At 41.9% G+C, this 19,000-nt stretch carries 18 protein-coding genes; 8 read left to right on the forward strand and 10 right to left on the reverse strand.

Going from position 1 to position 19,000, the window contains the following annotated elements; translation table 11 throughout:
• Nucleotides 1-35 precede the first annotated feature (35 nt).
• Complete coding sequence (locus RMX98_RS31940) at nt 36-221, forward strand: HEAT repeat domain-containing protein (RefSeq protein WP_409882049.1); 186 nt, start codon at nt 36-38, stop codon at nt 219-221.
• An 80-nt stretch (nt 222-301) separates the two neighbouring features.
• Here the strand turns inward: RMX98_RS31940 and RMX98_RS31945 are convergent, their stop codons facing one another.
• Together RMX98_RS31945 and RMX98_RS31950 are read right to left on the reverse strand one after the other, a co-directional pair.
• Nucleotides 302-1,915, reverse strand: a complete 1,614-nt coding sequence (locus RMX98_RS31945; RefSeq protein WP_322676146.1) for an iron uptake porin — start codon at nt 1,913-1,915, stop codon at nt 302-304.
• A 673-nt stretch (nt 1,916-2,588) separates the two neighbouring features.
• Nucleotides 2,589-3,989: a sugar porter family MFS transporter gene (locus RMX98_RS31950; RefSeq protein WP_322676145.1), complete on the reverse strand. Its 1,401-nt coding sequence runs from the start codon at nt 3,987-3,989 to the stop codon at nt 2,589-2,591.
• A 90-nt stretch (nt 3,990-4,079) separates the two neighbouring features.
• On the opposite strand from RMX98_RS31950, the gene RMX98_RS31955 reads away from it, so the two are divergent.
• Nucleotides 4,080-4,658, forward strand: a complete 579-nt coding sequence (locus RMX98_RS31955) for a hypothetical protein (RefSeq protein ID WP_409882048.1) — start codon at nt 4,080-4,082, stop codon at nt 4,656-4,658.
• Here RMX98_RS31955 and RMX98_RS31960 read toward each other — a convergent pair.
• From RMX98_RS31960 to RMX98_RS31990, 7 genes are all read right to left on the reverse strand, one after another.
• Nucleotides 4,609-5,607, reverse strand: coding sequence for an ABC transporter permease subunit (locus tag RMX98_RS31960; RefSeq protein WP_322676143.1), 999 nt, complete (start codon nt 5,605-5,607; stop codon nt 4,609-4,611). The genes RMX98_RS31955 and RMX98_RS31960 overlap by 50 nt on opposite strands.
• On the reverse strand, nt 5,604-7,160 hold the full coding sequence (locus RMX98_RS31965; RefSeq protein ID WP_322676142.1) for a sugar ABC transporter ATP-binding protein: 1,557 nt from the start codon (nt 7,158-7,160) through the stop codon (nt 5,604-5,606). Before RMX98_RS31965 ends, RMX98_RS31960 begins: the two co-directional genes overlap by 4 nt.
• A 273-nt stretch (nt 7,161-7,433) precedes the next feature.
• Entirely contained in the window at nt 7,434-8,459 is a 1,026-nt protein-coding gene (locus tag RMX98_RS31970) for an ABC transporter substrate-binding protein (RefSeq protein ID WP_322676141.1), read from the reverse strand.
• A 158-nt stretch (nt 8,460-8,617) separates the two neighbouring features.
• Nucleotides 8,618-9,619 (reverse strand): substrate-binding domain-containing protein, encoded by a 1,002-nt coding sequence (locus tag RMX98_RS31975; protein WP_322676140.1) that lies wholly within the window; start codon nt 9,617-9,619, stop codon nt 8,618-8,620.
• An 834-nt stretch (nt 9,620-10,453) separates the two neighbouring features.
• Nucleotides 10,454-11,350, reverse strand: coding sequence for an inositol oxygenase family protein (locus RMX98_RS31980; protein ID WP_322676139.1), 897 nt, complete (start codon nt 11,348-11,350; stop codon nt 10,454-10,456).
• A gap of 286 nt (nt 11,351-11,636) precedes the next feature.
• Nucleotides 11,637-11,960: a DUF1815 family protein gene (locus tag RMX98_RS31985; protein ID WP_322676138.1), complete on the reverse strand. Its 324-nt coding sequence runs from the start codon at nt 11,958-11,960 to the stop codon at nt 11,637-11,639.
• A 137-nt stretch (nt 11,961-12,097) separates the two neighbouring features.
• Nucleotides 12,098-12,583: a gluconokinase gene (locus RMX98_RS31990; RefSeq protein ID WP_322676137.1), complete on the reverse strand. Its 486-nt coding sequence runs from the start codon at nt 12,581-12,583 to the stop codon at nt 12,098-12,100.
• Between the two features lie 195 nt (nt 12,584-12,778).
• Between RMX98_RS31990 and RMX98_RS31995 the strand changes: the two genes are divergently transcribed.
• The 5 genes from RMX98_RS31995 to tmk all read left to right on the forward strand — a co-directional run bounded on the left by RMX98_RS31995 (nt 12,779) and on the right by tmk (nt 18,249).
• Nucleotides 12,779-13,810 carry a LacI family DNA-binding transcriptional regulator gene (locus RMX98_RS31995; RefSeq protein WP_322676136.1) on the forward strand — a complete coding sequence of 344 codons (1,032 nt, stop codon included), beginning with the start codon at nt 12,779-12,781 and terminating at the stop codon, nt 13,808-13,810.
• Between the two features lie 106 nt (nt 13,811-13,916).
• Nucleotides 13,917-15,344, forward strand: a complete 1,428-nt coding sequence (gene uxaC, locus RMX98_RS32000) for a glucuronate isomerase (protein ID WP_322676135.1) — start codon at nt 13,917-13,919, stop codon at nt 15,342-15,344.
• 66 nt (nt 15,345-15,410) lie between these two features.
• Nucleotides 15,411-16,238 carry an SDR family oxidoreductase gene (locus RMX98_RS32005; protein WP_322676134.1) on the forward strand — a complete coding sequence of 276 codons (828 nt, stop codon included), beginning with the start codon at nt 15,411-15,413 and terminating at the stop codon, nt 16,236-16,238.
• A gap of 2 nt (nt 16,239-16,240) precedes the next feature.
• On the forward strand, nt 16,241-17,524 hold the full coding sequence (locus RMX98_RS32010) for a lactate racemase domain-containing protein (RefSeq protein WP_322676133.1): 1,284 nt from the start codon (nt 16,241-16,243) through the stop codon (nt 17,522-17,524).
• Between the two features lie 89 nt (nt 17,525-17,613).
• Nucleotides 17,614-18,249: a dTMP kinase gene (gene tmk / locus RMX98_RS32015; RefSeq protein ID WP_322676132.1), complete on the forward strand. Its 636-nt coding sequence runs from the start codon at nt 17,614-17,616 to the stop codon at nt 18,247-18,249.
• A gap of 52 nt (nt 18,250-18,301) precedes the next feature.
• Here the strand turns inward: tmk and RMX98_RS32020 are convergent, their stop codons facing one another.
• On the reverse strand, nt 18,302-18,490 hold the full coding sequence (locus tag RMX98_RS32020; RefSeq protein WP_094353117.1) for a hypothetical protein: 189 nt from the start codon (nt 18,488-18,490) through the stop codon (nt 18,302-18,304).
• Between the two features lie 128 nt (nt 18,491-18,618).
• Here RMX98_RS32020 and RMX98_RS32025 point away from each other — a divergent pair, with 128 nt between their 5' ends.
• Nucleotides 18,619-18,996, forward strand: coding sequence for a hypothetical protein (locus tag RMX98_RS32025; protein WP_322676131.1), 378 nt, complete (start codon nt 18,619-18,621; stop codon nt 18,994-18,996).
• The last annotated feature ends 4 nt before the right edge of the window (nt 18,997-19,000 follow it).

Here is a 19,000-nt window from a genome sequence, read left to right on the forward strand (position 1 = left end):
TCTTCACCCTATCGTAAAATCTTTCTGAACAAGACCTGGGTTTACTCAGAGATGAGAGTGAGATTGTGCGTTACTCTGCTGCTGAAGCATTGGGCAAGTTGGGCAAAAACTCCAGCAATGTTACTGTTACTGTCGCCGAATGGATTTCACAACACCATGATTCAGAATATGTAGGCAGTGGGATTGATGCGCTGTGGAATTTGGTAGTAACAGAAGAATAATTTTTGTTTTTTCACTGGAAGTCCCTAAAGAGTGCTAAGTATTCAGCACTCTGTCGAGCAAGCAAACCATTGACATTCAGTTAAAAATCGAAGGTTGTGCGAAGCACACCCACATACTGCGTATCATTTCTGCTGTCGTTTTCTGGGTTGAGAATCACCCAAAAACCAGGAGTCACTGAGATGTTGTCATTTAGCCGATAGCGATAAAATGCTTCAATATGATAAGCATTGTCTCGTTCTTGACGGACATCACTGTTAGAGACATGGGGTGGTATACCAAAGAGAATTCCCGGCAGATTACCTCTACCACCCACATCGGGAAACGACACACCAACCGCCCCAAACCAGGCATTGGCATTGTCACCATTGTTCACAAATAGAGAATCTGTTCCACCCCTACCATTGGAAATATTACTCAAACCAGAACTCTCGGCATTTGCCCAAATATATCCACCCCAAGCGTGGACTTGGAAATTCGGAGAGAAGCGATAGTATCCCTGTGTGCCGACAATATCGTTGGAAGTAGCAATGTTGTTGCCAAAGGGAGCGTTTGACAGAACGCTACCCGTCCCAGCTGAGAGTTCAATTACTCCAGCAGGGCTATAGCCATGAGAGTAAGCTACACCGATCGCTCCTTGCTTACCATAATAGGCTAAGTGCGCTAAAGCATTGTAGCCGCCATCAAACAAGCCGTTGCTAGGCGATGGCACATTAGAACTGCCTGCTAAATAGCCCAAGGTGAGAACCAAGTCTTTGGTAATATTCCAGTTAGCGGCTGCACCACCGCCACCTCGCCGGAATAAGGGACTGTACGATCCAAAAAGTGAGGGAACCCCATTGCCGTCATCAGCAATTGTGGGGGGAGTGACGGTGGTTGTAATGTCGGTGTAACCAATGCCTGTAGGCCCAACAACGAAGTTAAGAGAATCACTGACTGGGAAGTAATAACGGATGTGGGGGACAAAAAGTGTATCGTTGCTGTCATAATCGAAGTTCAGGCGTGTCATTCCTGTGCCTGTGGCGGCGGCAATTTGGCTTGTACCATTGGAATTTGCAAAGTTGCCAAACTCCAGCCGGACTCTCAACAAATCTTTCCCGGTAAAGCTACTTTCAAAGTTGAGACGACCCCGATTTGCAAAGTAGAGACTGGATTCATCGCGATCGCCACCCACTCTATCACCAAAGGTATCACTAACGGCGGTAATAATTTGAGCATTCAACCTAGTAGTAGTGGAAAACTGCTGCGCCTCCAATGTTGCTGTATGTGCCTCTAAGGTATCTACTCGTCCGCGCAGAGTTGTCAGTTCTGCGGCAAAGTCTTGCTGCAACTTTTGCATCACTGCCAAATCTTGCTTACTAACTAAATCGCTAGTAGCTGTGGCAATTAACTCATTAATCCGATCCAAACAAGCATTTAAACCTGCGGCAAACTCATAACGGGTTAAGGCACGGTTGCCGCGATAAGTAGAATTGGGATAACCTGCAATACAACCGTAGCGTTCCACTAACGATTGCAATGCACCAAACGCCCAATCGGTTGGTTGTACATCAGAAAACTGGGAAACAGAAGTGACTTGTCCCTGCAAAGTTCTATTAGCATCTGCTGCATTCGGATCGTCTTCTGGAGGTGCTGCCCAAACTGCTGGAATTGCCAAAAATAAAATAAAAAAGCTAGGAAAAATAGTTTTTAGCATTGACTTATTAATTGAAAATGATTTAATTCTGATTTTGTAGCGAAAGAGATTACACTCGAACCAAAGCTTTTATGTGATGAGCTAATTTTGCTTTTTACCGAATTAATTTTGTGTCTTTTTCTGGATAAAGCAAGCCATATTCACTTTCAGGCTCTTTATCCTAATCAAGCGTGTTAGGCTTGATACCAGCTAGTAAATACTCTTGTTGTGCATCGGTACTGCTTTTAATTTGACGCGCAGTTTGTCGTAGTATATTATCAACTCAAAATAATTCTCTACCTGCGATCGCAGCCTAGTTATGCCGATGTCTGCAAAATAGCATGCATTTCTGTTCGCGCAGCTTGGTGTAGACAGGCACCTTGTAATAGGAAATAGGAAAGAAGGCAATAGGAAATAGGCAATAGGCAATAGGCAATAGGCAATAGAAAATAGGAAAGAAGGCAATAGGAAATAGGAAAGAAGGCAATAGGCAATAGGCAATAGGAAAGAAGGCTTCCTAGTTCTATTGAGCTTTTTCAGGCAATCAAATATGATTCCTATATGTGCTTTAAATGTTCCAACTACTGTACCAGATTAATTTTGGTAAGTTCGTAGTCAGGACTTTAGTTTTTGGATCAAGCACTCACTACGAACCCAATCAAGTTGTCTTGGCAAAGTACTAGATGGATGCCAATTACATATCTTCCAACTCAATTCCTTTGGTTTCTTTAATAAAAAAGAGAATGAAAAAGAACGAGGTAGCTGCTGCAATTGTATAGAGTCCATAGGCAGAACCTAGACCGAAATATTGCAGTATAGGAGGAAATGTTGTGGAAACGAGGAAATTAGCAACCCATTGCATAGCAGCAGCAATCGAAAGTGCGGCGGCTCGAATTTTGTTATTAAACATTTCTCCCAACAGCACCCAAACCACTGGCCCCCAAGAGAAACCGAAGCAAAATACATAGAAGTTGGCTGCAATGAGAGCTATAGTGCCGGCGCTACCGGTGAGATTGGGGTTTCCAGCAGCATCGAGGGGAGCATGGCCAAAAAGATAAGCCATCGTCCCCAAGGTCAAGGTCATGCCAATCGACCCTAGTATAAGTAAGGGCTTGCGACCAAATTTATCCACGAAGGCGATCGCAATCAATGTTGTAATAATGTTGACGGCTCCTGTAATCACCGTGATTGAGAGGGAATCTTTTTCGGAAAAGCCGACAGCTCGCCACAAAACGCTACTGTAGTAGAAGATTACATTAATCCCAACAAATTGCTGTAATACAGATAAGCCTATTCCTATCCAAACAATAGGCAGGAGTCCGCCACTTCTGCTTAAGAGGTCAGAAAACTTGGGTTGGCGTTCGCGAAGCACTGTCTGCCGAATTTCTTCGATTTTTGGCAGTACGTCACCCCCTAAAATCTTGGTGAGAACGTTAACAGCTTCTGATTCTCGTCCTTTGGCAACCAAATAACGGGGAGATTCAGGAATTGTTAAAGCTACCATCCCGTAGAATACTGCTGGTGGGACTGCTGTCCAAAACATCCAGCGCCAAGCTGCAACCCCAAACAAAAACGGCGAGTCTGCTGAACCTGCTGAGGTAGCGATAAAGTAGTCGCTCAATAAGGCGACGAAAATTCCCACTACGATCGCTAATTGTTGCAGAGATCCTAACCTGCCTCGCAAATGGGTGGGAGAACATTCGGCAATGTAAGCTGGGGCAATGACGCTAGCAACGCCGATGCCAATCCCACCTAATACTCGCCAAAAGATAAAATCCCAGATTGTGAAGGCTATCCCAGAGCCAATGGCACTGATAGTAAACAAGGCTGAAGCAACCACCATTGCGTTGACTCGACCATAACGGTCTGCAATCTGTCCAGCAAAGAAGGCTCCGATTGCAGACCCCAGCAACGCTAGGGACACTGCTAGCCCTGTCACCCAACTACTGGTATTAAAAGCTTTTGCTAAAGATAAAACCGCACCGTTGATTACAGCAGTATCAAAACCGAATAAAAACCCGCCGAGGGCGGCGGCACCAGCAATCAAAATTACATAAAACGTGCTGGCTTTACGACGAGTAGTAGTGGAGGTCATAGTTTATATATTTATTATTGGGGATTGGGGGCAATACGGTTCAGATATTCCTTGTGGTCTGGGGAAAGGGGAAGGGGTAAAGGGTAAAGGATGTATTCAAAACCTTTTCCTTTTAACCGAACCGTATTGGCATTGCTGACTTTTCACGGCTTCTGGAAGACCTCACTTCCATTCCTCTCTCCTTGTAGGAGAGAGGCTTTGATTTCTCCCCCTTCCCTACTAGGGAAGGGGGCTGGGGGGTTAGGTCTGGCGTTATCTTTTCTACATAACGTGAAAAGTCAGATTGGCATTGGGGGGATGAGGGAAATGAGGGAGTGGGGAACAGGAAGCGGGAGAGTGAGCAAAGGCTCATTAATGGAGTTCAAAGGCTCATTAATGGAGTTCAAAGGCTCATTAATGGAGTTCAAATACTCATTAATGGAGTTCAAATACTCATTAATGGAGTTCAAAGGCTCATTAATGGAGTGCAAAGGCTCATTAATGGAGTTCAAAGGCTCATTAATGGAGTGCAAAGGCTCATTAATGGAGTGCAAAGGCTCATTAATGGAGTTCAAATACTCATTAATGGAGTTCAAATACTCATTCCCTATTCTCAATGCCCAATTCTCAAAGAAATTCTTTAGCGTCTGGAACGTCTGCGGATTCTATCAATGGTTACTGCCAAAATAATTACTAGTCCTTTGACGACTAGTTGCCAGAAATAAGATAGGTTCAACAAGGTTAAACCGTTGTTGAGAATAGCAATAATCAATGCACCGAGAAGCGTGCCGCCAATGGTACCAATACCACCCGTGAAGCTGGTTCCACCTAAAATAACAGCAGCGATCGCATCTAATTCGTAACCCTGACCTAATACGCCACTAGCACTATAAAGACGGCTAGCACTCATGATTCCTGCTAAACCTGCCAGTAATCCACTAATACCATAAACGAATAGCAATACACGACTGACTTTAATCCCTGTTAATCTGGCTGCCCGTTCGTTACCACCAACGGCATATATCTGCACTCCTAAAACAGTTTGCCGTAACACAAACCAACTAGCGATTATGGACAGTAGCGCAATTATCACTAGCCACGGCAGGGGGCCGACATAATTATTACCCACCCAAGCAAAATTAATGTCTCGGTTAATCAGGGTTGTACCCTTGGCAACCAAGAAGGCTACACCGCGCAAGGCAGTAAGTGAACCCAAGGTGACAATAAAAGGTGGCACATCCAAAAAGGTGATGAGAGCGCCGTTGACTAAGCCTAAAAGCAATCCTGTTAGCAACGCAGCAGGCACAGCCGCCCAACTTAATGCCGGCAGTAGCGATACTAGTAACGCAACTACGGCAGAAACAGCTAAGATTGACCCAACTGAAAGGTCAATACCTCCGGTGAGAATCACAAAGGTCATTCCTGTCGCCAGCACAATATTGATTGATGACTGACGCAAGATATTAACGATGTTACCGCTTGTGAGAAAGTTGGGAGAAAGGAATGCAAATAAGATGCAGATAATTATGAGGATTGGCAGAATCCCCGCAACTTCCAACAGAGAGCTAATTGATTTGGAATTTCGGGATACGGAATTGTTGCCTAATTTCTTGGCAGGTGGTCTGACTGTCTGACTCATGATGCTAATACCTCCGATGCTCCAGTTGCATAGTGCATAATCTTTTCTTGGGTGATTTCTTTGCCAAGACTGCCGTCCAGTTCGCCTACCAGTTGTCCTTCTCGCATCACCAAGACGCGATCGCTCATACCGACAATCTCCGCTAGTTCGCTGGAAACCATTAAAATAGCTACACCTTGCGCTGCCAATTCGCTCATAATTCGGTAAATTTCGCTTTTGGCTCCGATATCTACGCCCCGTGTTGGCTCATCTAACATTAATACTCTCGGTTTAATGGCTAACCAACGCGCTAGCAGTAGCTTCTGTTGATTACCACCAGAAAGATCCAATGCTCTAATTTCCAAATTGGCCAGGCGGATATTAAAGTTTTCTACCGCCTCTGTTGACAGCCGATTAACTGAAGCCCAGTTAACAATTCCAGCTTTGGCATCTTGTTTGAGTGTGTTGATGGCAATATTCTTGCGGGAACTCATCTCCAGAAATAAACCTTGATCTTTGCGGTCTTCTGGGACGTAGCCAATTCCTGCGGCAATGGCATCACTGGGCGTATTAATTTCCAATTTTTTGCCATTCAAGAATACTTCACCACTAGCCTTACGGTCTGCACCAAAAATCAGCCGGGATAGTTCTGTGCGTCCGGCACCAACTAGCCCGGCTAAACCGACAATTTCTCCAGCATGAACTTTAAAACTAGCTGGCTCAATCTTCTTGTGCGCGTCGCTCATATTTCTGACTTCTAGCACGACTGGGCCAGGATTCGTTTGCCGTTGATGTTCGTAAAAGTCTTGCATGGAGCGACCAACCATCATCTGCACTAATCGCTGGGGAGAAATTTCACTGCGTGTCAGGCTGCCAATATATTGACCATCACGCAACACGCTAATCCGGTCAGCTAATGCATAGATTTCTTCCATCCGATGGCTGATGTAAATAATCGCAATGCCATCACGCCGCAGTTTGCGAATTACCTCAAATAAATGCTCACTCTCGCGGTCAGATAGGGCTGCTGTTGGCTCATCCATCACCAAAACGCGGCTTTTGTCCTTTAGCGCCCTGGCAATTTCTACTTGCTGCTGTTCGGCGATCGATAATGTCCCAACTATAGTCTGCGCGGTAAAATTGGCTCCAAGGCTTTCTAGCACTTCTTCTGCTTCCAGGTGCATCGCTTTGCGGTCTAAAAGCTGACCTCGCCGCAACTCGCTACCCATAAACATATTTTCGGTAACGGTTAAATTCGGTGCAACATTCAGTTCTTGATAAATGAGATTAATACCCGATTTGCGTGCTGTCGCTGGATCGGTAATTTTCAAAGGTTGACCATTGATGCGAATTTCTCCTTCATCGGCAATGTAAGCCCCTGCCAAGATTTTCATCAATGTGCTTTTGCCTGCTCCGTTTTCACCCATGAGGGCGTGAACTTCTCCCGGATAAATTGTCAGATTAACATTTTGGAGCGCAGATACACCATGAAATCGTTTTGTAATCCCTTGCATTTCTAATACAGGGGTGATATTCGGTGCATCAGTAAATGAATTTTCAATACTTGTTGTCATGAACAGAACCTCTAAAAACAATTTAAAAATTGCGCTGGTGAGTTAGGAAATTAGTCAATTTATATCTGAGGTGAAATTAAAGCCATCACAAAATCATGTTTTAAAAATTGATTACTATCTTGGCAAGTTCTGAACGTCGCTTTTTGACTTTCAGAACTTTTCCAAGATGTAGATATATCCATCATGGGGATCGGTAAAAAGTCTGTCAATGCACCAAAAGACTCAACTTAGATTAAAGGAAATTTCCCATTTTAAATTCACAATTTTTATTATTTACCAGCCTTTTTCTGTGCTAACGTTATCTTTTGTAATCAACTTAACTGGAATCAAAATGGTAGGTAATTGAGGTTTTTTCCCATTTAAGATGTCGTTACCAACCTGAACTGCTTTTTCAGCCATGCCTCGCGGATTTTGAGTAGCAGTCGCTGCATATAAACCATTTTTAGCTGCGATCGCAGTGATTGCTTCAGGCGCACCATCAACCCCGACAATAAAGAAATCTTTGCGTTTTGCTTGGTTAGCTGCGAGTTCTGCGCCAACTCCACTCGGATCGTTAATCGCAAAAACAGCATCAATTTTCGGAAAGGTTGTGAGCAAATCAGTCATTACTCTAAGTCCTCCATCCCGACTACCATCTGCATTCTGGTTTTTAGAGAGAATTTTGATATTGGGATATTTAGACAATACATTCTCGCAGCCATTAACTCGCTGAATCACCGAGTCCACTGGCGGCCCGTTAACTATTACTACATTGCCTTTACCTTTGAGACGGTCAGCAATATATTTACAACTAACTTCTCCAGCTTGGACATTATTAGTAGTAATGGTGGCATCTACACCTCCTTCAGCACCTGTATCTACTGCAATGACAATTCTTCCTGCTTGTTTTGCTTTTTCAACTATTGGTCGAATTCCCCTTTTATCAGCAGCATTCAAAACAATAATATCAGTATTTGCTGCCGTGAAATTCTCAATTTGATTGGCTTGTTGGTTGAGGTCATAGGCACTAGAAGCTACAATAACGTTGACATCTTTTCCGCCAATTCTCTTTGCTTCTGTCTCAATTGCTTTTGCCATGAAAACGAAGAAGGGATTACTTAAATCACCAACGGTGAAGGCAACCGAGCGTAATTTTTTATTCCCAGTAGGGGTTTTAATTTCTGCACTCGTATTGGTTGCAAGTTTGGTATCAGTGTTAATAGCAGTGTTGTTATCGGGAGAAGCATTTGTACAGCCGACAAGACTACCACCGATGATACCTAGTATGCTAGCTGCGATCGCAATCTTTTTCACATTCATATATCTCCTAGAAGTCTTTATCTGTGTGTTTTAATTACGAATTACGAACTTGTACTGAGTTTCGACTACGCGGTAATCGAGCGAAGTCGAGATTCAACTACCGCGTAGCCGTTGGCGCAGCCTCTCCAAGAGTTGTATTACGAATTACGAATTAAAAATTACCACCCTTTATAGTTGCTGAGATTCTCTCTAGTAACCAAGTTGACTGGAATTAGAATGTTTGGTGATTTAGGTTTTTTACCCTGGATGATATCGTTGCCAATCTGAACCGCTTTTTGAGCCATCTCTGCGGGATTTTGAGCCGCAGTTGCAGCAAATACACCATCTTTGTCTTCCATTGCTTTGGTTGCATCTGGTGAACCGTCAACCCCAACAATAAAAAATTCTTTACGTCTTGCTTGTCTAGCTGCTAAATCTGCGCCGACACCGCTTTGATCGTTAGTGGCAAAAACGGCATCAATTTTGGGAAAGGTTGTCAGCAAATCGCTCATAACTCTCAATCCTCCATCCCTAGTCCCTTCAGCGTTTTGCTCTTTAGAGATGAGTTTTATATTCGGATATTTAGATAATGACTTCTCACAGCCACTCACTCGCTGATTGATTGAGTCCATTGGGGTACCGTTAAGGATGACTACGCTACCTTGACCTTTGAGGCGATCGGCAATATATTGACAAGCAACTTCACCAGCTTGGGTATTGTTGGAACTAATCATCGCATCCACATCTGCATCAACGGCTGAATCTAATGCAATAACCACCCTACCTGCAAGTCTTGCTTGATCGATAACTGGTTTAACTCCTTTTTTATCAACAGCACTAAGAATAATTAGGTCAGTATTTGCAGCCGTAAAATTTTCGATTTGGTTGCTTTGTTGGTTCAGATCAAAGCCACTAGAAACCGCATTAACTCTAATATTACCCCCAATTTTTTGGGCTTCTGTCTCAGCCGCCTGCTGCACTGCATTATAGAAAGGATTGCCTAAGTCACCCAAAGCAACGCCGATTGTTTGCAATTTTTTCTTGGGACTACTAAAACTCTCTGCACTTATATTAGTGGCATTGTTAGGAGTATTAGTCGCAGCGTTATCATTTTGAGCGCCATTTGTGCAACCAGCAACCGTAAAACCTAATATGCTAACTATGAGCGAAATTTTCTTCATATTCATCTATTTCTAACAACAAATTTAAATTTGATAAAGTTCAGCAGAATTTAAATCTGCACAGGCATTACAATCTCAACTATGTCTGAAAAGTTTAGACCGAACTAGTGAGATTACGAGCCTTTTAAAATTTCACCCCCAAAGGTCTTGTTCTTTGACGTAATTGGAGTTACTACTATTCGTTTCACTAAACTAGATATTTTATTTTTAAAACCAAATCATGAGGATTACACTACTTGAAATAATCACATGATTTTTTGATAAAATTACTCCGGTCGTGTATAGCTATGAAAACAGCTTTTAAGTGAAACTTCCAGAAATTAATTTTATTAAACTTGTAAATCTTCATTGTGTTTTGACTTTTTTCATTTTATACTCCTGTGGTGCATAAATTAATTTTCTTTATCGAACTTTACAAATAAAGAAGCTTTTAAATCTCCTCAAAATCACCCAAGCTTTTAATTTCAAAGTATTTGCATAAATCAGTCTAATCATACTTTCTGGCAACTTTAAAACGTTACATTTCTCAATCAACTTTCCTCAGAAAAGATCCTATCTGCTGGAGAAAATCTTGATTTTAAATGCTATTTTTTGACAAAATGTAAACATCCTTTAGTTAGATTTTTAAAACCAACTTCAATCAACTTTAAAAACGTATTTGTTATTACTCTTACATCACTTTAAAGTTATAAAGCGTTAATACAGATAATTTTTTTCAGCCTGATTGGCAACGAAGAACATTTGTTGCCTAAGCCAATGTTCTGTTATTACTTTATACCTTCATGGCCGGCAGATTCGGAATTGTGACTGATACCTCAGATACTTTTCTCAAGTTTAAAACTTTAAAGTTACTGGTAGATATTTAGCCACCAAATCTTCATAATATGGTTTTAATTTTTGCCAATCAGGAGGAACAGGGTTTTTTGAATACAAATCGTAGGGATTGAATAATTTTACCCATTTAAACATTTCTCGATCGTGTTTATCCATCAAATATTCATAGGCATTTTCGCGATGTTGAGGATAAAATGAGTGATAGCGAATCATATACAATCCTGCTTCAGGCAAATAGTTTTTCATTATCTGATACAAATACTCATCATGCCCCCATGAAATATGTACATGACTCAATCCACAGTTAGGCTGATAAATGCCATATTTAGTGTTGTAATCGAGATTATTATAATCAGGGTTTTCTTTGAAGAATTCTGAGAAAACAATCTTATCAGAAAACGCACAACCTACAGGATAAGTATCCCCTACTGTAGCCCATTGAGGCTCACCAAATAGACAAAGCACCTTCCCCATATCGTGCAAAAAGCCGGTAAGTACCATCCAGTCAGGATGACCATCGGCACGAATAGCTTCTGATGTTTGCAATAGATGCTGTAGCTGATCCATATCTGTATCAGGATCGGAATCATCAACTAATTGATTCAAAAATTCGACCGCATCCCAAACAGACATTTCTTTTTGATCAAACTTCAAAAATTCTTTTTCTTTTTGGAGTACAAAATTATATGTTTGATTAATATGATTTAAACGATAAAATTCTTTTACCGTATCTCTAATAGTCGTTTTATAATTCCTGTACTCTTCGGCAATTTTACCTTCTTTAACTATCGTGTCTGGATTGGGATAGCGATTAAGTAAATCTTTTTCCCATTCTTCTAGTGAATGTAAAGGATTGCTTTGAACCTGAAGAATGGCATTCTTTAGAGTTTCAGACATATATTTCTACTTAATTTATTTGTTAAATGTACTTTCTCCCTTATGCACAGGTGTGCAAAACCTGTTTTACAGTTATTTTCATTTTTGCACACGTGTGCAAAAACGTATATTAAGTTTCATTTACTTCAGCAGGTGTTTTCTCGGATCTTTTTAGTTACAAATAAAAATGATACTTTTCTTTTTTGCACACCTGTGCATTTATACTAAATATAAGTTAATATTTTGTATTACACACTTGTGCAAAACTTATATTTATTAATTTTTTGTCGGACACGGTAGAGAAGTATCAATTTGTTAATTGTACAGCAGTAGAATACTTAACAAGATTAGCCAACTCTTGTAGATGGGTTATTGCTTCTGCACCCTCCAACTTCATTAATTCGCGATCGTCCCACAATTCCATCCAAGTAATCCCGTAATCAGACACTAAAAACCGAATCAAGTGCTTTTCTTTCAGGCTAACCATAAATGAAGCACTGTTCATTTGCTCGCCGCATGTATAACAAGACGCAGTATAGCCACGCCGCTCAAGTATAATTGTCAAGGCTTGCAGGTTCATTACCAAGTCTTGGACGAATTGCTGATGCTGTTGCGCTAATCTTAGAAACACTACTTTTCTCCTACCATTACAGTTATCTGCTTGCTTTGATATGTCTTTAGACTTAGATATGATGTGATTTAGTTGCCGAAAGTTCGTGTTTTCCTAGATACGTGATTAATCTTAATATTACGGTTGCCATTACTCAGCTAAATTTCTAGAGCAGTTCTAATGTTTTGGACAATTATCTGGGGTGGCTGTGCAACATCCATAGATATGGTGTTTAATGGTTCTTCAAGAGTATCAAATTGGCTGTTGAGCAGTTTATCGCTCATGTAATGATTGCTACGCTCTTGCAACCGCATTTGAATCAACTCATAAGACCCTTTGAGATAAACTAGCTTGATGTGTTCGCTATCCACTACCAAAAATTGCCGATAGCTATCTTTTAAAGCCGAACACGCCAGCACCACATTTTTATTTTCTTGCAGCCAATGCTTGATGGCTGTTTGCAAATCTTGTAACCAAGGCATCCTGTCCTCTTCACTCAGAGGGATACCGCGCCGCATTTTCTCTACATTCTCTGGCGAGTGGAAAGCATCAGCGTCGCTAAACTCCCAGCCTAACGAGTCTGCTAGCAGTTTTCCGATGGTAGTTTTCCCAGAACCTGATACACCCATTACGAGAATAATCATTTTTTTATTAAGAAAAGTTAAACTAATTCGTAATTCGTAATTCCTAATTCGTAGTTGTAATTGTAAAAGTTAGGACTTTTAACTCTTTTTTAGGGAAAATCTGAGTTGTATTAAAAGTTCTTGACAAATAACGATTATTTTCTATAATACAGACACTTGCACACGTGTGCAATAATTAAAAGTTAACATAAAATAATGAATAAACGAAGAATTTCAATTGAAGATATTGCCCGCAGAGCAGGCGTTTCTCATTCTACAGTGTCACGCGCGTTGCGAGATAACGCTCTAATTAGCCCGAAAGTGCGCGAAGAAATTAAGCGACTAGCGCAGGAGATGAGTTATGTGCCGAATGCTATTGCTCAAAGCTTGCAAAATAAACGTACTAATACTATTGGTGTAGTAGTAACATCAATTTCAGATCCCTTTTTTGCGGAGGTAGTAGAGGGAATCGAGAAGATAGCCAGACCAGCAGGCTTAAGTGTTTTATTGAGTGCTTCACACCGAGATTTTGACCAGGAAATGGCAGCTATTGATACTTTTCATCGTCGGAGAGTGGACGGTATCTTAGTAGCTGACTCACGAATTAGTAAACAGCATACTAAACAACTCACACAAATTGCTGTGCCAACAGTTCTGATTAATAGCCAGACCGAAGATCAATCCGAAATATTTCACTCAGTAGCAATAGACGATCGCTTAGGTGCTAAATTAGCTACAGAGCATCTAATTAGTCTAGGACACACCGCTATTGGTTATCTGGGTGTGAGCGATCGCAGCAGGTCAAATAAACAGCGCCTAGAAGGATATCAAATGGCCCTTGCAGAAGCTGGTATCCCACAAAATCCTGATTGGGTTTCAATTAGCTATGAATATGATACCAGAAAAAGCGATGTTGCCACTGGACAAAATATGCTATCTAAATTATTAACTGCGGAAGTAACAGGCATTTTTTGTTACAACGATATGGTAGCAGTTGGTGCTTTGTTAGCCTGTCAAGAACTAGGTATTTTAGTACCGCGAAATTTAAGTCTCATCGGATTCGATGGTATTGCTTTGGGCTGTTACGTTACGCCGGCACTGACCACAGTTAGCCAGCCAATGTTAGAAATTGGTGGCTATGCTATGCAAATGTTACTCGATTTAATAGAAGAAAAAACTGTAGAAAACCGCGTTTTATCTCCTTTTCTAGTACAGCGTGGTAGTACTGCACCATTATTAACAATTTAAAACTCAAAATGACGTTCTTGATCAGACGCTGCGCGTAAAGCACACTCGCTAACAAAATTTAAAATTGAAGACAACTTATGTCGGAGATTTTAACCAAACAAAAATTATGTTAACCAAAAAACCGGGTTTATCTCCCGATCGCTGCTTTTCTCCAGAACCAGTTCAAAGACGATTAGCTCATCAATTTTTTGATAGCATATCTGCGTTACCTTTAGTTTGTCCACACGGACACGTAGATCCAGGTTTGTTAGCTAATCCCGCAGCCCGTTTTGGTTCGCCCACAGAATTATTGATTATTCCTGACCACTACCTTTTGCGGATGCTCTATAGTCGGGGTGTATCTCTGCAAGCTTTGGGCATACCAAGCAATGATGGTTCACCGGAAGAAACCGACCACCGCAAAATCTGGCAATTGTTCGCCGACCATTTTTATCTATTTCAGGGTACTCCGTCCGGGTTGTGGCTGAAAGAGGAACTAACTAACGTCTTTGGGGTGGATGAACCTTTAAATTCTCGCAATGCCGGACGTATTTATGATTATCTAGAAGGTTTGTTAACCTCACCGGAGTTTTCCCCGCGTGCTTTATTCAAACGCTTTAACATCGAACTGCTTTGTACTACCGATGCTGCCAGTGATAACCTAGAGAATCAGCGATCGCTCCACGAAGAAGGTTTCACTCAAATTAGACCAACTTTTCGCCCCGATGCAGTAGTTAATCTGGATGCTCCTGGGTGGCGCGAAAATCTTAGCAAGTTGGAAAGCAGTATCGGTAGAGAAATTAATACTTATGCCAATTTTGTGCAAGCTTTAGAAGAACGTCGAGCTTTCTTTAAAAAAATGGGCGCGACAGCTACCGATCAAGGTGCAGCTACACCTTATACCACACGCCTTTCTTACCAAGAAGCTGAAGCTATCTTCGCGAGAGCATTAGCCGACAAGCTGAATCCAGGTGATGTCGAAAATTTTACCGGTCATATCTTCATGGAAATGGCCCGGATGAGTGTGGAAGATGGGTTAGTGATGCAAATGCATTGTGGTGTGATGCGTAATCATAACCCAGCTTTATTTGAGAAATTTGGCGCTGATAAAGGTGCTGATATTCCCGTAAAAATCGAATGGACTCACAATCTACGCCCATTATTATCAGCTTACGGTAGCGATCGCCGCTTCCATTTAATCATTTTTGGTATGGATGAAAGCACTTATAGCCGCGAAATGGCTCCGTTAGCTGGTCATTATCCCAGTGTATTGCTCGGCCCGCCTTGGTGGTTTCACGACAGCGTAAATGGTATGGAGCGTTATTTCAATCAGGTTATGGAAACTGCGGGTATTTATAATACTGCTGGATTTAATGATGATACGCGGGCTTTTGTTTCGATTCCGGCTCGTCACAATGTCTGGCGACGGGTAGCTTGTAATTGGTTGGCTGGATTGGTCGCACGGGGATTGGTTGAGGAGGAGGAAGGGTATGGTATGGCTCGTGCTTTAGTTTATGACCTTGCTAAGGTTGCTTATAAGTTTGAGGGGAATTGAAACGCAAAGGGGCGCGGAGGGAAGCGCAGAGGTACGCAGAGAATTTTACTAAGTGGGGGAATCATTTTGATTTTAAGTAAACTTTTTAGTTTGAAGGAGCGGGTTGCGGTAGTTACTGGTGGTTCTGGTGTGCTTGGTGGGGCTATGGCAAGGGGTTTGGCTCTGGCTGGAGCGCGAGTGGTGGTTTTGGGTCGCAATGAAGTCAGGGCGGGGGCGGTGGTGGCTGAGATTACTGCTAACGGTGGAGAAAGTATGGCTGTGGTGGCAGATGTTAGCGATCGCTCGCAATTAAAAATCGCTAGGGATGTTATTATACAGCGTTGGGATGAGATAGATATTTTGGTAAATATGGCTGGCGGTAATATTCCGGCTGCCACAATTACTGCTGATGGGAATATTTTTGAGATGCCACATACAGCTTTTGAGGAAGTAGTTAGCCTCAATTTAGTTGGCACTTTACTACCTTGTCAGGTTTTTGGTCAAGCAATGGTGGAAAGAAGTCAACCCCACGGTTGCATTGTGAATATTTCTTCTATGTCTGCCATCCGAGCGATTAGCCGCGTGGTTGGCTACTCAGCTGCAAAAGCGGGGATAGATAACTTCACTCGCTGGTTAGCTGTAGAACTCGCCCAAAAGTATGGTGATGGAATGCGAGTAAATGCGATCGCACCAGGTTTTTTTATTGGCGAACAAAATCGAGATTTACTTTTAAATTCTGATGGTAGTTTGACCGAACGCGGGCAAAAAATTATTGACCATACGCCCGCCGGACGTTTCGGAAAACCGGATGAATTACTCAGCACCTTGATCTGGTTATGTAGTTCTGGTTCTAGTTTTGTTAACGGGGTAGTTGTGCCGGTAGATGGTGGATTTAGTATCTACAGTGGAGTCTAATAATGTATTCACTGGCTGTAAATAATGGGACGCTTTCAGATGAGCAAGTTTCGGCGCTAGTTCATCAAGCTTTAGCAGACCGTAAGTTAGATGGACAGCGCATTTTGGTGTTAATTCCAGATAGTACCCGCACTGCTCCCATCCCGCAAATGTTTCGATTGCTTCATCAGGAGTTGAATCAAAGAGTTGCATCTTTGGATTTTTTAATTGCTCTAGGTACACATAATCCGATGAGCGAAGAACAAATCAATCACTTGGTAGGAGTGACACCAGAGGAGCGAGAAACAACTTTTAAAAAAGTTCGCATCTTTAACCATCTTTGGAACGAGCCAGATACCTTTATTTCTTGTGGAATAATTTCGGCAGATGAGATAGCAGAAATTAGCGGTGGAATGCTACATCAATCAGTTGATGTGCGTATTAATAAGCTAGTTACAGAATACGATTTAATCGTGATTTGTGGCCCAGTTTTTCCCCACGAAGTTGTCGGTTTCTCTGGGGGAAATAAATATTTTTTTCCTGGTATTGGTGGTCAAGAAGTAATTAATCTCTCACACTGGTTAGGCGCTTTAATTACTTGTTACGAAATTATTGGCACGCTGGGAATAACACCAGTCCGGCGTTTGATTAATCGAGCCGCTAGCCTGATTTCTACCCCAAAGCTTTGTTTGGCGATGGTGGTTGCACCAAAAACAAATCAGCTAGCTGGACTTTATATAGATCAACCAGAGTCAGCCTGGGAAGACGCTGCCAAATTATCAGCTAAACTACATATTAAATATGTAGCTCGGCCTTTTAAACAAGTGCTTTCAGTCATGCCCCAAATGTATGATGACATTTGGACTGCGGCTAAAGGAATGTACAAGCTAGAGCCAGTAGTAGCTGATGGAGGCGAAGTAATTATATATGCGCCTCATATTACCGAGTTTAGCTATACACACGGCGAAATTTTATCCCAAATTGGTTATCATGTGCGGGATTACTTTCTCAAACAGTGGGATAAATTTCAAGAGTATCCTGCTGGAGTGCTAGCCCATAGTACTCACTTAAAAGGGATGGGTACTTTTGATCCGATAAAAGGAGAACAAGCGCGAATTCGTGTTACTTTAGCTACTAGCATTTCTGCTGAACGCTGTGCTGCTCATAACTTAAATTATCGCGATCCGGCAACTATTCGACCCATTGAATGGGCGAATCGAGAAGATGAAGGCATCTTGCTTGTGCCGAAAGCTGGCGAGATATTATACCGTTTAAGTGACAGTGATTTTCAGGTAACTAAATCATAGACTGCGATCGCAGGTTAATTTTACACTTCGCGCTATTCTTGATCTGATGAAACGTCAGCGAATCAGTTTATAGCAGCGAACAAAAAAGCATGGGTGGGAAATTAATTGTATTTGAAGGGGTGGAAGGCTGTGGCAAAACCAGCCAAATGCAGCTTTGTTCTGAGTGGTTGGAAAGTCTCGGTGTTTCTGTGGTGGTAACTCGCGAACCAGGGGGAACAGAGTTAGGTTTACATCTTCGCCGCTTGTTACTAGAAAAGTCAGAAGACAAGCCAGTTGCAGAGGTGACAGAACTTTTGTTGTATGCTGCTGACCGATCGCAACACGTTGAACAAGAACTCAAACCGCAACTGCAAGCTGGGAAATATATTTTATGCGATCGCTACACTGACTCTACCATTGCCTACCAAGGATATGGTCGTGGTCTGAATATGAGTTTAATCAATCAGCTTAATAATATTGCCACTGGTGGTTTAGAAAGCGACCTAACTATTTGGTTAGATGTCGATGTCGAAGTCGGACTGTCCCGCAAACGGGGAGATGGAATCGGACTAGACAGGATTGAACAGGAGACAATCGCTTTTCATCGGCGCGTTCAGCAAGGATACGCACATTTAGCAGCATCTCATCCCTCACGAATTGCTCGGGTAGATGGCAGCTTGAGTAAAGAAGCTGTACAACAGGTAATTCAAGAAATTTTGCGCGTACATCTGCACTTGGCGAGGTAGGACAAAAATAAACTTTAGAAAAGTTGCTGTACTAAACTCCAACAACTTTTCATTACTTACCTTTTTTTTCATCCAGCGCTTTCTGAATCGCTTCTCTGCAAAACTCAGGAGGATCGTCTTGTGCTTTTACCTCTTCCTTCATTTTTTCGGTGACACGAAAATTAAGATTTTGTGTTAGCGGTTCTTCTCTATCAGACTTAAGTGGTTTTAAATTTTCTGGATTACCTTTAGGGTTAGGCATTGTTGAGAGATGTAAATATAGCTTGAACGATACGTGAACATATAGATAGAGTTTTAAATCGGTGGTGTTCGCGTCTGTCAAAACAGTTCACCACCGATACCACTTTTACAAATGGGTAATTCTATTTTATGTTCACAAGGTCAGAACTCGAAATCAAAACTACTGCTGAGTTGAGAGACTTATGTAGGCGTTATGGGTTAAAGCCTACCGGGAATGGAGGGTACAAGACTAGTTGGATTGTCACCTTGATGGCATTCCCACAGATAGCACTCTCGCAATTAAGGCAAGGAAGAGGGTTAAAATCACCAGGCTTTAGTGTTATTCAATTTCTCGAAGGAGTCGTAGATGAGATGAACTCCCCCACTGATGAACAAGCGGCACTAATTCGGATAACTTTAGAGCGCAAGGCTATGAGCTATCCTGACCGATACGACCAAGAGAGTTTACTAAACTTGCACAAAGCTAAAATGCACCTTGAGATGGCAATTGGGCTGCTAAATCAGTAAATCA

The sequence above is a fragment of the Nostoc sp. DedQUE02 genome (assembly GCF_034531035.1).
Taxonomy (GTDB): domain Bacteria; phylum Cyanobacteriota; class Cyanobacteriia; order Cyanobacteriales; family Nostocaceae; genus Nostoc.